The following is a 15216-nucleotide window of genomic DNA, read 5'->3' as shown; positions in this document are numbered from 1 at the left end:
CTATTAAAATCAGCAAAGCTGATATTCAGGTGTCGAAACCAGTTCAATAACCATTGTTTTTATATCTGTTGCCTGGTTAATACTATTTATAAGTGTATTACCCGGTTTGGGTTCTAACATAAATTGTGCAATAGCAGTTTTACCCATGCTTTTTGGAACATATTGGAAAAACTTGTTCCAATCTGGCACCGCCTGTACTCTTGTGGCAACCATTTGCTGCTGATTGCGCACCGCAGCAATATAAGCTTCATCTTCTGGATCGGCCTTGCCATTAAAATCAATCAGGCCGCTGTTTAATAAGATAGAAGGTATTTTAAGCCTGTACATTAATGATGAGCTATCAATCCAGTTTTTGCCTCCCGGCCATCCGGCTACATTTGGAGGATAAAACAGTACTTGTCCTAATACGTGCTGAAACTGTAATAAAACGTCAGCCTGCTTGTAACTGATATAAAACTGCCTGTTTAACCCAACCAAAAGTTCAATTGGCGATTTAATGAGATTGCCCGTATTTTTATCGTCATAAAACCAGTCGGCAGTAAAAATATATTCCAGTAATGGCTTTATCTCATAATCTGCCTTATAAAAAACGTTTGCCATTGCATTTACATGTTCAGGATCCGGATTTTCATTTACGAAATATTTGTACAATTTGTTGCTGATAAAATGAGCCGTTTCCTTTCTTTCCAAAATCATGTTCATGATGTCTTCACCGGTAAAGTTGCCAGTTTTACCCATAAAGGTTTTGATTCCATCGTCATGAAAAAACTTGCGGTTTACAAATTCCCCGGTACGGTTAAAACCATACCCCGTAAATGCACGTGCTGATTCTTTAATATCTGTTTCGGTATAGTTTCCACGGCCTATTGTAAACAGTTCCATTAATTCGCGGGCAAAATTTTCATTAGGATGCCCCTTTTGATTTTGCTGATTATTTAAGAACTGCAGCATAGCCGGCGACTCAGCAACCTGGAACAACAAAGTACGAAAGTTACCAAGTGCATTGCTTCGCTGTATATTATTTAGCTGCTGGGCAAATTGGGCATTATTGGTGCGGCAAGCGAAGTGATTGTGCCAAAAGAACGTCATCTTTTCAAGCAAGGGAGCATCAGTAGCGCTCATCTGATTTATCCAGGCCAGGTTAAGGTCCTTTTCCTGCTGTTTTTGATTTTGCAAAAACATTTTACGGGCCATAATATCACCTTTAATTAAGGCTTCATAGTCATTGTTATTGGGTACAGTACTAATTGCAGTACTGGTACTTTCACCTTTTAACAAGTGTTTTACTACATGATTTATGGAGCTGTTTCCATATTCGTTAAAATCTTCAAAGCGCATTCCGAACCCTGCACGTACCCATAAATGCTTTACCTGCTTGCTGTTACTCATGATATTGGTATGACAGTGTGCTGGGCTATTGGTTTAACAGGTGTAACATTATTATAAATATTATTACTTTTAGGGCGATTAAACCCGTCACGAATGAAAAAGCTTTTTACATTGCTTGCAATACTTATTGTATTAATAAATACAGTTAACGCGCAAACAACTTCCACGGTAAAAGGCGATACCACAAAAAATAAAATACCGGTTGCTTTACAAGCTAATAGATTTGGGAAAATTGACAGTGCCGGTGTTAAGTTAACGACCACCGGTCCACTAGAAAAATTTGGTAATGTTGATACTGCTGATTTGAAATTAAAATTCTGCGATTTTGAAAAGGATGCTAATGCAATGGTGTTATTTGACGAGGCGGAAGTTACAACAGGATTCGGGTCCACCACAATGATTAGGCATAAAAGAATAAAAATCTTTAACCTTAATGGTAAAGATGCGGCCAACATTAATCTTGCTTACATTAGCCGTCATGGTATACAAAGCATAAGCGATTTAGCGGCGGAAACAATTAACCTGGATAACGGCGTAATTAGCTTTATTAAAGTTGATAAGCAACAGTTTTTTGAACAAAATATAGATAAAAACACGAAGCAAATTGCCTTTACATTTCCGCAGGTAAAAGCGGGATCAATTATTGAATATTCTTACAAACTAACTATTGACTATGAAGGTAGCTTCCCTGATTGGAACTTTCAGGGAAATCTTCCGGTTAGATATAGTGAGCTCAGAGCTGCTATCTTAAATGATTATACTTATCAAATGAATGTAAGGGCTTTTCAGGATTTTGCGAAAAACACCAGGGAGGTATGGAGGAAACGAAAAACAGATAGTGTTGGGAATAAATATGAATGGGCGCTTAAAGATGTACCATCCTATAAAGAAGAGCTTTATTCAACCTGCAGGGAGGATAACCTGGAATCATTGGAGTTTTTTTTAAGTGGTATAAAACTCACAACAAATGGCACATTAAGGCCACTTGACAGAAGCTGGACACAAATTGGGGCTGAATTTACCAGCGATGAGGATTTTGGAGTCCAGTTAAAAGAAAATCCCAGCGTTGAAGAGCTAATAAATAAAGCAAAGCTGTTTACTACAGATAACGAAAAAGTAGCCTGGATTTTTAATTGGGTTAAAAATAACTTTAAATGGAATGACAGCAACAGCCCTTATACCGCTGACATTAAAAAAGCGTGGCAAACCAAAATAGGTAACTCAACAGAAATAAACCTGATTCTTTACAAACTGCTTATAAAGGCCGGTATTAAATGTTATCCATTGCTTGTAAGTACCCGCGATAACGGAAAGGTAATTGAAAGCTACCCTCAAATGCGCGCATTTAATAAAGCAGATATAAACATTTGTATAAACGATAATACCCAAAGCCTTATACTAGATGCAAGCGATAAGTTAAATACTTTTGACAATACTCCGTTTGATGTACTTAATACCACCGGCCTGCTTATTGATGCTGGATTCAATTGTTATTGGGGCGCCAAATATCATTTTATAAGTAACCGTAGTTATTTAATAAGTATCAAAAATGAAACACCATCCAGAAAAGTGATTTTCAACGATGCTGAAATTTTACCGGGAGGGAAATTAAAAGGCACTACCCAGGTGGAGAGTTTTAGTTATGCGAAAATTGATAAAATGAACACTTTTAAAAGCCTGGAGGAAAGCAAGTATATTGAATATTTGAAAAACGGCGATAACAGCCTAAAGGTTATTTCTTTTAGAAGAAATAATACTGACAAAGACAACCTGCCTCTTTTGGAAGAGATCGATTTTCAGCAGGATCTTTCGGCAGCCGGATCCGACGAAACCTATATTTATGCCAATCCAAATTTATTTACCGGTTTTTATACCAATCCGTTTTTAAGTGAGAAAAGAAATGCGCCTATTGATTTTGGCTATTTGAACAGCTTTAATGTAACCGACAGATTTAAGATACCTAAAGGTTTTAAGATTGAGTCGTTACCACGAAATGTATCATTAATAATGCCAGATAAAAGTATTAATTTCAGACGGTTTGCCGCCCAGGATGGTGAATATATCATGATTCATTATGTCATAAACAATACACAATCGGTATTCACATCAAATCAATATATTAGTATTCATGATTTCTATAAAAAAATGTTTCAACTGCTCAATGAGCAAATTGTATTAAAAAAAATTTAACTATTCCTTACCCAACACGTATACCCTAAAAATTATTCCCTTTTTAATATATTCAACCAAACCCATTACAATGAATAAACTTTTTATGGCTGTGCTTTTATGTGCAGTAACCAGTGCTGTTGAAGCACAAACTCCAAAGCCCAAAGTTCCGGTTGCACAGCCATTCGGAAAAGTTGACCAGGCTGATCTTGAACTCAAATCATGTGATTTTGAAAAAGATGCCAACGCTGAGGTATTACAGGAAACCGGTGATGTTTATTTCGGAGTTGATATTATGTCAATTACCGAAGAGGTACACAAACGTGTTAAAATATTTAACACCAATGGGAATAATGAAGCCGATATAAAAATTGACTTTTACAGCGGCGATCACCTTGAATATATTACTGGTATACAGGCTGAAACAATAAACCTTACCGACGGGAAAGTGGAGATTACCAAATTAGATAAAAAGCTTATTTATACTAAGATGCTTGATAAAGAATATAGTGAGATAACTTTTACTATGCCCAACGTAAAGCCTGGGAGTATTATAGAGTACAAATACAACTGGAACGCGAGCAGTTTTACAGATATGCCCGATTTGTATTTTCAGGAAAAAATACCTGTCCGTTATTGCGAATATACCACCAGGATTCCTGATGTTTTTTATTTCAGGCCCATTTCAAATCTTAGCCAGGCATTAGACAAATATGTTAAAAACTCTGAAGGGAAAAGTTTAATTGAAGACGGACAAACTTACCCCTTCACCGAAGAGGTTGAAACTAAAGGCATGTCTAACGTTCATTCTTTGCCGGATGAACCATATATGTCATCTTTTACCGACAATGTTCAGTCTCTCCGTTTTCAGTTAGTTTCTATCAGGCCGATAGGGGGATTTCAGAAGAACTACTCTGATACCTGGGCAAAAGTTGGTGGCCACCTAAGCGATGATGAGGATTTTGGCGGACAACTTAAGCGTAAATTAAATGGTGAAGAGGCTATAATTGCCAAAGCAAAAGCCTTTACGTCCAATAATGAAAAAATCGCCTATATATTTAACCAGGTAAGAGACGCCATGAAGTGGAACGGTTCAGACAGATGGTATACTAATGATGGCACTTACCGCGCATGGGAAAATAAAACCGGAAATTCTACCGAGATAAATATTATTCTTTATCACTTACTCAAACAATCCGGCGTTGAGGCATATCCAATGGTAGTAAGTACCCGGGAACATGGCAAGGTTAATCCGTTTTACACCTCATTAGCGCAGTTTAACAGAACTGTTGTTTATATTCCGATTGATACTGCTAACAGATATGTACTTGATGCAACCGGAAAATATAACGTATACAACGAAACACCGCAGGAACTGCTTAATTCAACCGGTTTATATATTGATAAAAGCAATAACAAGTATGATATTATCCATATACAAAGAGAAGCTCCGGTAAGGTTGGCTGTTATGGTAAATGCTGAAATCAAAGCCAATGGCAAAGTTGAGGGCTCTGCACAAATAAGCAACACCAGTTATAACAGAATGAACGTAGTAGAGAAATATAAAAAAGACGGCGAAAAGAAATATATCGATTATTTATGCAAGGGAGATAATAATTTAAAAATATCGTCAATTAAGTTTGACAACATGGAAATTGATACGCTGCCCCTTACCCAAAATATTAATTTCAGCCTTGATCTTCCGGCAACAGATGAAAATTATATTTACTTAACGCCCAATATTTTTACGCCTATTGAAGCCAATCCTTTTTTAAGTGAAAACCGGATAACAGACGTTGACTTTGTTTATCGCCGCAGCTATTCTATGAATGGCTTGTTTAAAGTCCCTGCGGGATATAAAGTGGACGCTAAGCCTCAGAACATAAGTATGACAATGCCGGATAAAAGCTTCAGCTTTAGACGAATTGTTGTTGAACAGGATGGTCAGATAATGATCCGCTATAACGTAGCCTATAACGTTCCTGAATATTCAAAAGAGTTTTATCCTGATTTTTATCAGTTTTTTAAGAAAATGACGGAGATGATGAACGAACAGATTGTGTTAAAGAAATCCTGATGAGTATCATGTACAAAAGATATTATAATTGTGTGCTATGTTTTATAATAGCGTTATTAACCACTGTTTCAAAATCACAGGCTCAAGACCTGCCTAAAGAATTGTATGTAGCTGCAAATATCCCCGATTCTCTTAAAGAGAATGCAAATTCGGTGGTCAGGTATTCTGATATTACTCAGAATGTTAAAGGGCCTGGAAAATTAATCGTTAAGCATCATACAATTGTTACCATACTGAATGAAAAGGGTGATCATGAGGCCACAATGGCAATGCAATACAATAAAAAGTATGATACTTACAGCGGTATTGAAATGCATGTTTATGATGAAAAAGGTGTATTGATAAAGAAATATCATAAAAGCGACATGTATGATGGTGCGGCCGATGATGGCTTTTCACTGGTTACTGACGATCGGTTTCTTGGAGTAAAACACACCATTGCATCATATCCTGTAACTATTGAACAGGAATATGAAGAAGATGAAACTAGTTTAATAGATCTGGATACATGGTATATACAAAACGCTGAGCAATCGGTACAAAATGAATATTACCACCTTTCTATAAATAAGGATGCTGGTTTTCGGTATATGAATAAGAACATAAACATTAAACCGGAGAAAAATATGGCTGATAATATAGATACTTACTCATGGAAGGTGTTAAACTTAAAAGCCGTTAAGCCCGAAGAAGGTGCTGTATCATGGCGTGTTTTGCCAAAAATTGAATTTGCATCAAATTATTTTGAATTTTATGGTATGCCTGGTGATTTTAGTAGCTGGGGAAGTTATGGAAAGTGGCTGAGAAGCTTATATGCAGATGTGAGCACGCTTAGTCCTGAACGGGAAGTTGAAATAAGGAAAATGACTGATACCATAAAAACAGAGAAAGAGAAAGCCAGGTTTTTATATAATTATATGCAGCAAAATATGCGATATGTAAGTATCCAATTAGGTATCGGAGGATTAAAACCGTTTCCGGCCACATTTGTTGATCAAAAAAAATATGGTGATTGTAAGGCGCTGTCTAATTATATGTCAGCTTTGTTAAAAGCTGTTAATATAACATCTTATTCTGCAATAATTAACGCGGAAGCGAATAAGGAACCAGCAGATCCTTTGTTCCCGTTTGATTCATTTAACCATGTGATTCTGTGCGTGCCTTTTAAAAATGATACTACCTGGCTTGAATGCACAAGCACCACAGCACCATTTGGTGTATTGGGTTCATTTACCGAAAACAGGCGTGCTTTACTGGTTACCGAAAATGGAGGTAAATTGGTAAACACGCCAAAAAGTACTGCTCAAGAAAATCAGTTCGATAGTAATACGCACATTGTATTAGATGGAGATGGCGGCGCGAAAGCGCAAATTAAAATATTGGGGACTGGGGAATATCGCCAAGAGTATATCGATATGTCAGCCATGAAAACTGACGAACAAAAGGAAGCTTTGCTTACGGGCCTCGGTATCAAACAGCCTTCTGCATTTGATTTTACTTTTGGAAAGGACATTAACGGCACCAAAGAAGTTGAACTGAATCTTGAGTTTGATAAATTTTGCGATATAAAATCAGGTGATAAGCAATTTTATCGCCCTTTGGCATTTACCTTATGGGATCAGACCGTGCCAATCCTTGAAAAAAGGAAAACGGATTACTATTTTGACTTCCCGCGAGAAAAAAAGAGTGTTACCACTATTGATCTGCCACAGGGTTTTGAGGTAGAGACATTGCCAACAAACCAAGCCTTGAAATTTACCTATGGCAATTATGAAGTGAACTACACTTATGATGCTGCAAAGAATCAGGTAACCAGTATTGCCAAGTTTAATTTAACCAACCATGTTATTCCTGCTGCAAAATATACGGAGATGCAACAATACCTTGATGCTATAGTTAAAGCTCAAAATAAAAAGCTGGTGATACGCCGTAAGGCGTAAATTTGCCCTGATGATATTCAGGCTTGATGAACGTTTACTATTTCCCGATCCGGATCTGGCTGATCCGGACGGGCTTTTAGCTGTAGGGGGTGACCTTTCTGCAGAGCGTTTATTACTGGCTTATCAAAGTGGTATTTTTCCCTGGTATAGTGATGAAACCCCAATATTATGGTACTCGCCACATGAACGCTGTGTGATTTTTCCGGCTGAGCTTAAAGTATCTAAATCGATGCGGCAGATTTTACGCTCAAATAAGTTCACCGTAACGGTTAACCAATGTTTTGAAAAGGTGATCGCCGCTTGCTCCTCTGTTGAACGTAAAGACCAGGATGGTACCTGGATAACCGATGAAATGATGGAAGCCTATATTAACCTGCATCAAAAAGGCTATACCCACTCTATAGAAGTATGGAATGCAAACAATTTGGTTGGCGGCCTATACGGCGTAAAAACAGGTAATGTTTTTTGTGGCGAAAGCATGTTCAGCCAAATGAGCAATGCTTCAAAAGTTGCTTTGATCTATTTGTGCGGTATGGGTTTTGACATGGTTGACTGCCAGATGCACACCCCACACCTGGAATCAATGGGTGCCAGGATGGTTAGCCGGGAAGAATATATGGCTATGCTCCGGAAATCTGTTCTGTGAATGGTATCTTTGAATTTCTTTATCAGTCCGCTGAAAATAAAAATGGTCAACTCATTTAAATGGAAATAATCATCCCCAAAGAGCGTATAATTTTAGGTATTGACCCCGGCACTGCTGTAATGGGTTATGGTTTAATAAAAGAAACCGGGCCTAAAATAGAACTGATAAGTCTTGGCGTGGTAAAGATGGACAGCATTGATGATCATATGCTTAAGCTGCAACGTATTTTTGAAAAAACAGTTGCTCTTATTGATAATTACAAGCCTGATTGTATGGCGCTTGAGGCTCCGTTTTATGGCAAAAACATACAGGTGATGCTGAAGCTGGGCCGCGCACAAGGGGTGGCTATGGCAGCAGGTTTATCGCGCAATTTGGTGATAACTGAATATGCTCCCCGTAAAATAAAACAAGCTATAACTGGAAACGGAAATGCTGCCAAAGAACAAGTTGCTTCCATGCTGCAACAGCTATTAAAATTTAAAGAAACGCCCGATTTTTTGGATGCTACAGATGGTTTGGCCGTAGCCGTTTGTCATTCATTTCAGCGGATACCAACTGGGAAAGGTGGCAGCAAAAAATCTTACTCAGGCTGGGATACTTTTGTAAAGGATAATGCAAAACGGATTGTTTGATGTGCAGATGGAATAGAAGATGTGCGAATTTCGGATGTGCAAATGTGCAGATGAGTTAGAAGATGTGCAGATGTTTTTTGAATGCGCAAATAATCTTTTAAGCTAGATCCAAGCATTCGCACATTTGAAATTTGCACATCAATTAATCTTCAACGCCTGCACAATTTTTTCAGCAGTGGTTTCCAGTTGTTCTTTAGTGAAGCTAAGTTTAGGCCGCGCAAAGTTCATGTCGTCAACCCTGTTCATTGGTATTAAATGGATATGTGCATGAGGAACTTCTAAGCCTATAACAGCAACGCCTACCTTTTTGCAGGGAATTGCTTTTTTAATGCCTGTAGCTACTATTTTGGCAAAAATCTGTAAGCCGGCATAAGTTTCATCATCCAGATCAAAAATGTAATCAACCTCCTTTTTGGGGATTACCAGTACATGCCCTTCAGCAAGTGGATTGATGTCCAAAAAAGCCAAGAAATCAAAAGTTTCGGCTACTACATGCGCCGGAATCTCGCCGGATATTATTTTTGAGAAGATACTCATGGCTCTGGATTGATTAGGTTATTTCAGGTTGATTAAGTTTATTTTTTGTGAACTTAATCAACCTGAATAAACATTACTAACGTGATATTTCTAAAATTTCAAATTCCATTTTTCCGGCAGGTACGGTAATCTCAATGGTTTCGCCTACTTTTTTGCCCAATAAACCTTTAGCAATAGGTGAAGTTACCGAAATTTTGCCCGATTTAAGGTCAGCCTCAGTTTCTGATACCAGCTGATAGCTCATTACCGTGCCATTTTTAACGTTTTTTATTTTAACGATAGATAAAGCCAACACTTTTGATAAATCAAGCTTTGATTCATCAAGCAAGCGTGCATTGGCAACAGCTTCCTGCATCTGGGATATTTTGGCTTCATGTAAGCCTTGTGCTTCTTTGGCGGCATCGTACTCTGCGTTTTCAGAAAGATCACCCTTATCCCGGGCCTCTGCAATAGCTTTTGACATGTTGGCGCGGCCAACAGTTTTTAAATACTGTAATTCTTCCTTTAATTTTTCTAAACCTTCTTTGGTGTAATATGCTACCTCTGCCATAACGCTCTGTTTTATTAAAATTTAAAATTTTGGAGCTTCCCCCAAAAAAAACCGCCCTCCTGTTTTTGAGAAGGACGCAATGACCTTAAAAACAAACAAGACTATATTGGCGAGGCCTACATAGTCTTGTTTAGTGTTAAACGAAGATAAGAGATTTAAATTTTAAAATCCAAATTTTTTCTTTGCTTAGTGAGTTTTGAGTCATAATGAGTCAACTTTTTAGTCTAATAATGAACAAAATATGCATTGTTATGGTTTTGTTAAGTGTGGCGTAGCGATAGTGTCAGCCATTAGCAATCAACTGTCAACTATCAGCTTTGAACATAAAAATATTCATAACTTTGCCCCATGATAATTGAAGTATTAAAATCCAAACTTCACCGTGTAAAGGTTACCCAGGCAGAGTTGAACTATGTGGGCAGCATTACCATTGATGAGGATTTGATGGATGCGGCTAATATTATAGCCAATGAAAAAGTTCAGATTGTAAATAACAATAATGGCGCCCGTTTTGAAACTTATGTAATACGCGGCGAACGCGGTACAGGTACCATTTGCTTAAATGGTGCCACAGCAAGGTTGGCACAGGTGGGTGATATAGTGATCATTATGTCATACGGATACATGGAAATGGATGAGGCCAGAAACTATGAGCCTATTTTAGTATTCCCGGATCCGGATAATAAATTAATAAAGTAAATTAGCAGCACCTAATGCTATTACTTTGATGAAACCTGTATTTATCTTTTCTATTTTATTATTGCTGGCCGGCAATAGCTTTGCACAACAATTAAAAACGATCTTTTTCAAGAAGAACGGTACACAGGTACCTACCATGGATAGTGCTTACTATATCCGTATTATAAGCAAGCCTGATTCTGGCTCTGTTTTATATAATGTATCTGAGTTTTATAAAGGCGGCCGGCAGAAATTAACAGGCAAATCTTTTAAAGTTAATCCTTTGAAGTTTGAAGGGGAGTGCCTTGAGTTTTATCAAAATGGAAACAAACAGCGCATTTCTTTTTATAGCGAAGATGGAAAATTAACAGGGCAACAAACCATATTTTACCCCAATGGGAAAACGTATATTATCAGAACTTATAATGGGAGTGATGACGATTTTTTAATAACGGCCAATTATGACTCATTGGGGAAGGTATTTGTTCAAAATGGTAAAGGGCACTATAAAGCCTATGATGAAACTTTTAAACAGGTAGATGAAGAGGGGGCAGTAAAAGAGGGAAAGCGCGATGGGGTTTGGAAAGGATATTCAGCAGTGCCTCACAAAGCTAATTATACCGAAAATTATAAAGATGGCCATTTGATAAATGGCAAGGCTGTATTTGATGATGGACAAATCACAACTTACACAACGAGAGAAGTTGTACCTCAATTTAATGGGGGCCTTAATGCTTTTTCCCAATACCTTTCATCCAGTATACATTATCCTCACGATGCTAGAAAGCAAAATATACAAGGAAAATTAGTTATTGATTTTGTTGTTGATGAAAGTGGAAGTGTAACTAGTGTTAAGGTAGTTAGAACAGTTTGCCCCTCTATTGATCAGGAAGGAGTAAGGGTAATAACTGAGTCTCCAAAATGGATTCCAGGCTTTCAGTTTGGCCGGCCAGTAAGATGTGCCTATACCATTCCATTAGCTTTTGCTTTACCCGAATAAAGTCATAAATTCAGATCTCCAATAAAAGTGTAAAAAAGTAAGGCTCATATAGTCATATTTTTCTATCTTTGCACCCCGACAAGAAGAAGCCGAATTGCGGTCCTCCGACGGACAAATCAATATCGGAATTTTAAGTTGGCAGTCCCCCGCAGCAGGCAATATTCTTGAATAAAAAAAGATCATGCCAAAAGATACCTCCATCAAATCCGTTTTAATTATTGGTTCAGGCCCTATTATTATTGGTCAGGCCTGTGAATTTGATTATGCAGGCTCCCAAGCCGCTCTTTCTTTAAAAGAGGAAGGCATATCAGTATCTATCATCAACAGCAACCCGGCTACTATCATGACGGATAAGGTTATTGCCGATCATGTTTACCTGTTGCCGCTTACCTGCGAAAGCATCGAACAAATTTTAAAGGAACAACAGATTGATGCCGTATTACCTACTATGGGCGGCCAAACTGCCCTTAACCTTTGTATCGAAGCAGCCGAGCGCGGTATCTGGGCCAAATACAACGTAAAAATTGTTGGTGTTGACATTGCAGCCATTGAAAAAACCGAAAACCGCGAAGCATTCCGCCAATTAATGGTTGATATCGGTGTAGGTGTTGCCAGATCAAAAATTGCCAATTCGTTTTTAGAGGGTAAAGAAGCTGCACAGGAAATTGGCTTTCCGCTGGTTATCCGCCCAAGCTATACCTTAGGGGGCAAGGGAGCAGGCTTTGTACATAAAAAAGAAGATTTTGATGCCGCTTTAAGTCGTGGTTTGCAGGCATCACCAACGCACGAAGTATTGGTTGAGCAAGCTGTACTGGGCTGGAAAGAATATGAGCTGGAGTTGCTGCGCGATAATAATGATAACGTAATCATCATCTGCTCTATCGAGAACTTTGACCCCATGGGTATCCATACCGGCGACTCGATAACTGTTGCACCTGCAATGACACTGAGCGATCGTTGCTACCAGTCAATGCGTAACCAGGCCATCAAAATGATGCGTGCCATCGGTAATTTTGCGGGTGGTTGTAATGTGCAATTCTCGGTAAACCCGGCAGATGAGGCTATCATCGCCATAGAAATTAACCCGCGTGTATCAAGGTCATCAGCATTAGCGTCAAAAGCAACAGGATATCCAATTGCCAAGATTGCTGCAAAACTGGCTATCGGATACAACTTAGATGAAATAGAAAACCAGATCACCAAAACAACCTCTGCTTATTTTGAGCCGACGCTTGATTATGTGATCGTTAAAATACCACGCTGGAACTTCGATAAATTTAAAGGAGCCAACAAAGAGCTTGGCCTTCAAATGAAATCAGTAGGTGAGGTAATGGGTATAGGCCGCAGCTTTATTGAGGCCTTGCAGAAAGCTTGCCAAAGTTTAGAAATTGGCCGCGCCGGTTTAGGTGCCGATGGTAGGCAGAACCGTAACCTGGATGAAATTATGTACAGCCTGGAGCATCCAAGCTGGGACAGGTTGTTCCATGTATATGATGCATTGAGCCTGGGCGTGCCTATTGAATCTGTAAGAAAAGCTACCAAAATTGACCGCTGGTTCCTGAACCAAATAATGGAAGTAGTGAATTTGGAGAATGAACTGCGCCGCTATTCATTAAATAACATCCCTGAAGATTTCTTCTTCCTGTTAAAACAAAAAGGATTTTCAGATACACAGATAGCTTATATTTTAGGCAATGTTACCGAAGAAGACGTTTACCAACGCAGGCAAGCATTAAACATCCGCAGGGTGTACAAAATGGTTGATACCTGTGCAGCTGAGTTCCCGGCAAAAACGCCTTACTACTATTCAACTTACGAGGGCGAAAATGAGTCCATCGTATCCGACAAGAAAAAAATAATTGTATTGGGTTCTGGCCCTAACCGTATTGGGCAGGGTATTGAGTTTGATTATAGCTGCGTGCACGGCCTGCTTGCTGCCAAAGAATCGGGCTTTGAGGCCATCATGGTTAACTGTAACCCTGAAACGGTTTCTACCGATTTTAACATGGCCGATAAGTTATACTTTGAGCCGGTTTACTGGGAGCATGTACGCGAAATCATCGAGCTGGAAAAACCTTATGGTGTAATTGTTCAGTTGGGTGGACAAACCGCTTTGAAAATGGCGGAGAAAATGCATGAACATGGTATTAAAATTATCGGTACCTCATTTAACAACATGGATATTGCCGAGGATCGTGGTCGTTTCTCTGACCTGTTGAAGGAACTTAATATTCCATACCCTAAATATGGTGTTGCCGAAAGTGCTGAAGAAGCTCTTGAAGTGGCACACGAAGTAGGTTACCCCGTACTGGTTCGCCCAAGTTATGTATTGGGTGGACAAGGAATGAGTATTGTTATAAATGACGAGGACCTTGAAAAGGCTGTAGTAAGTTTATTACGCAACCTGCCCGGAAACCGTGTGTTAATTGACCATTTCCTTGACCGCGCTGCTGAAGCGGAGTCCGACTCAATAAGTGATGGCGATGATGTACACATTGTTGGTTTGATGGAGCATATAGAACCTGCAGGTATCCACTCTGGCGATTCATTTGCTGTATTGCCGCCCTTCGATCTGTCAGACAGTGCCATTAGCCAGATGGAAGAATATACCATTAAAATTGCCAAGGCATTAAACGTATTGGGCTTGCTGAATATCCAGTTCGCTATAAAAAATGATAAGGTATATGTAATTGAGGCTAACCCAAGAGCATCACGTACCGTACCGTTCATTGCAAAAGCTTATGATGTGCCTTACATCAACATAGCTGCAAAAGTGATGCTGGGTGTAAATAAACTTAAAGACTTTACAATTGAGCGCAAGCTTTGGGGCTATGCGATAAAAGAGCCGGTGTTCTCGTTCGATAAATTCCCGGAAGTAAGCAAGGAGCTTGGCCCTGAAATGAAATCAACAGGAGAAGCCATCCGCTTTATCCCTAACCTGCAAGATCCATACTTCAGGCACCTGTATAAAGAGAAATCAATGTACTTGAGCCGGTAACCCCCTAAAGAAGGAACAGGAAATTAGTAATTAATATGAAAGGCGGATACATTAAATAATGTTATCCGCCTTTTTTATACTCAAAACATCTTTTTAAGCATACTCCCCCTTCAGGGGCAGGGAGTTACTCTACCACCAGGCCATTTACCTCAAAAGTGATACTTCTTTTTGGGTCTGCGTTTACTGTATGTTGCTTTTTACCAACAGGTGTATCACCGGCCATATGTTGCCCATCATCAGCTATAAATTGCTTTTGGGCAATGCCTTCGGCAATGATATAGTGACCCTTTAGCTCCGATGGAATAGTAATATCATATTTGCTGAAGTGAGCTGTGATGGTCTTTCCATTTCCGGCATCAATATCAAACCACCCCCCTTTTTGCTTTGTTACTTTTAAAACTTTACCTTTTATATCAGTTGTTATACGGACTTTATTACCCATAAAGGCTTCCAGTTTGCTGGCTTCAATTACTTGTGTTGGGGTAGGTTTTGTGCCGTAAACGGTTCCTTTGCTTACCGGCTGTGCCAGGCAAGTGCCTGCAAAGCACAGGTAGCACATAAATATTATTGCTAATGATTTCATAATAATTATAACAACTA

General features: G+C 38.9%; 12 protein-coding genes. 8 read left to right on the top strand and 4 right to left on the bottom strand.

Features of this window, described 5'->3' with window-relative positions:
- Nucleotides 1–9 precede the first annotated feature (9 nt).
- Nucleotides 10–1389 carry a DUF1800 domain-containing protein gene (locus JN11_RS13675; RefSeq protein WP_144913393.1) on the bottom strand — a complete coding sequence of 460 codons (1380 nt, stop codon included), beginning with the start codon at nucleotides 1387–1389 and terminating at the stop codon, nucleotides 10–12.
- Nucleotides 1390–1482: 93 nt separating this feature from the next.
- On the opposite strand from JN11_RS13675, the gene JN11_RS13670 reads away from it, so the two are divergent.
- From JN11_RS13670 to ruvC, 5 genes are all read left to right on the top strand, one after another.
- Nucleotides 1483–3579 carry a DUF3857 domain-containing protein gene (locus JN11_RS13670; protein ID WP_144913391.1) on the top strand — a complete coding sequence of 699 codons (2097 nt, stop codon included), beginning with the start codon at nucleotides 1483–1485 and terminating at the stop codon, nucleotides 3577–3579.
- Between the two features lie 70 nt (nucleotides 3580–3649).
- Nucleotides 3650–5635, top strand: coding sequence for a DUF3857 domain-containing protein (locus JN11_RS13665; protein WP_144913390.1), 1986 nt, complete (start codon nucleotides 3650–3652; stop codon nucleotides 5633–5635).
- Nucleotides 5636–5643: 8 nt separating this feature from the next.
- On the top strand, nucleotides 5644–7575 hold the full coding sequence (locus JN11_RS13660) for a DUF3857 domain-containing protein (RefSeq protein WP_170227754.1): 1932 nt from the start codon (nucleotides 5644–5646) through the stop codon (nucleotides 7573–7575).
- A gap of 10 nt (nucleotides 7576–7585) precedes the next feature.
- Nucleotides 7586–8221 carry a leucyl/phenylalanyl-tRNA--protein transferase gene (gene aat / locus JN11_RS13655; RefSeq protein WP_144913386.1) on the top strand — a complete coding sequence of 212 codons (636 nt, stop codon included), beginning with the start codon at nucleotides 7586–7588 and terminating at the stop codon, nucleotides 8219–8221.
- Nucleotides 8222–8280: 59 nt separating this feature from the next.
- Complete coding sequence (ruvC, locus tag JN11_RS13650; RefSeq protein ID WP_144913385.1) at nucleotides 8281–8853, top strand: crossover junction endodeoxyribonuclease RuvC; 573 nt, start codon at nucleotides 8281–8283, stop codon at nucleotides 8851–8853.
- Nucleotides 8854–8991: 138 nt separating this feature from the next.
- On the opposite strand, the gene JN11_RS13645 is transcribed toward ruvC, so the two are convergent.
- Entirely contained in the window at nucleotides 8992–9390 is a 399-nt protein-coding gene (locus tag JN11_RS13645; protein WP_144913383.1) for an HIT family protein, read from the bottom strand.
- Between the two features lie 76 nt (nucleotides 9391–9466).
- A complete protein-coding gene (gene greA / locus JN11_RS13640) occupies nucleotides 9467–9940 on the bottom strand; it encodes a transcription elongation factor GreA (RefSeq protein WP_144913381.1) in 474 nt (157 codons plus the stop codon).
- 348 nt (nucleotides 9941–10288) lie between these two features.
- Here greA and panD point away from each other — a divergent pair, with 348 nt between their 5' ends.
- The 3 genes from panD (at nucleotide 10289) to carB (ending at nucleotide 14616) form a co-directional block, all read left to right on the top strand.
- Complete coding sequence (panD, locus tag JN11_RS13635) at nucleotides 10289–10639, top strand: aspartate 1-decarboxylase (protein ID WP_144913380.1); 351 nt, start codon at nucleotides 10289–10291, stop codon at nucleotides 10637–10639.
- Between the two features lie 28 nt (nucleotides 10640–10667).
- Nucleotides 10668–11618, top strand: coding sequence for an energy transducer TonB (locus JN11_RS13630; RefSeq protein WP_144913378.1), 951 nt, complete (start codon nucleotides 10668–10670; stop codon nucleotides 11616–11618).
- Nucleotides 11619–11799: 181 nt separating this feature from the next.
- Entirely contained in the window at nucleotides 11800–14616 is a 2817-nt protein-coding gene (gene carB / locus JN11_RS13625; RefSeq protein WP_144913376.1) for a carbamoyl-phosphate synthase large subunit, read from the top strand.
- A gap of 124 nt (nucleotides 14617–14740) precedes the next feature.
- Here the strand turns inward: carB and JN11_RS13620 are convergent, their stop codons facing one another.
- On the bottom strand, nucleotides 14741–15199 hold the full coding sequence (locus JN11_RS13620; RefSeq protein WP_144913375.1) for a DUF4920 domain-containing protein: 459 nt from the start codon (nucleotides 15197–15199) through the stop codon (nucleotides 14741–14743).
- Nucleotides 15200–15216 lie beyond the last annotated feature (17 nt).

The sequence above is a fragment of the Mucilaginibacter frigoritolerans genome (genome assembly GCF_007830615.1).
GTDB classification, from domain to species: domain Bacteria; phylum Bacteroidota; class Bacteroidia; order Sphingobacteriales; family Sphingobacteriaceae; genus Mucilaginibacter; species Mucilaginibacter frigoritolerans.
Note: the sequence above shows the minus strand (reverse complement) of the source record. Positions and strands in the feature narration are given on the sequence as shown.

What these genes read in the sequence shown, in the direction of transcription:
- JN11_RS13660 (WP_170227754.1), top strand. Translation starts at nt 5,644, where the DNA reads ATGTACAAAAGATATTATAATTGTGTGCTATGTTTTATAATAGCGTTA.
- panD (WP_144913380.1), top strand. Translation starts at nt 10,289, where the DNA reads ATGATAATTGAAGTATTAAAATCCAAACTTCACCGTGTAAAGGTTACC.
- JN11_RS13675 (WP_144913393.1), bottom strand. Translation starts at nt 1,389, where the DNA reads ATGAGTAACAGCAAGCAGGTAAAGCATTTATGGGTACGTGCAGGGTTC.
- JN11_RS13630 (WP_144913378.1), top strand. Translation starts at nt 10,668, where the DNA reads ATGAAACCTGTATTTATCTTTTCTATTTTATTATTGCTGGCCGGCAAT.
- ruvC (WP_144913385.1), top strand. Translation starts at nt 8,281, where the DNA reads ATGGAAATAATCATCCCCAAAGAGCGTATAATTTTAGGTATTGACCCC.
- JN11_RS13665 (WP_144913390.1), top strand. Translation starts at nt 3,650, where the DNA reads ATGAATAAACTTTTTATGGCTGTGCTTTTATGTGCAGTAACCAGTGCT.
- carB (WP_144913376.1), top strand. Translation starts at nt 11,800, where the DNA reads ATGCCAAAAGATACCTCCATCAAATCCGTTTTAATTATTGGTTCAGGC.
- JN11_RS13670 (WP_144913391.1), top strand. Translation starts at nt 1,483, where the DNA reads ATGAAAAAGCTTTTTACATTGCTTGCAATACTTATTGTATTAATAAAT.
- greA (WP_144913381.1), bottom strand. Translation starts at nt 9,940, where the DNA reads ATGGCAGAGGTAGCATATTACACCAAAGAAGGTTTAGAAAAATTAAAG.
- JN11_RS13620 (WP_144913375.1), bottom strand. Translation starts at nt 15,199, where the DNA reads ATGAAATCATTAGCAATAATATTTATGTGCTACCTGTGCTTTGCAGGC.
- aat (WP_144913386.1), top strand. Translation starts at nt 7,586, where the DNA reads ATGATATTCAGGCTTGATGAACGTTTACTATTTCCCGATCCGGATCTG.
- JN11_RS13645 (WP_144913383.1), bottom strand. Translation starts at nt 9,390, where the DNA reads ATGAGTATCTTCTCAAAAATAATATCCGGCGAGATTCCGGCGCATGTA.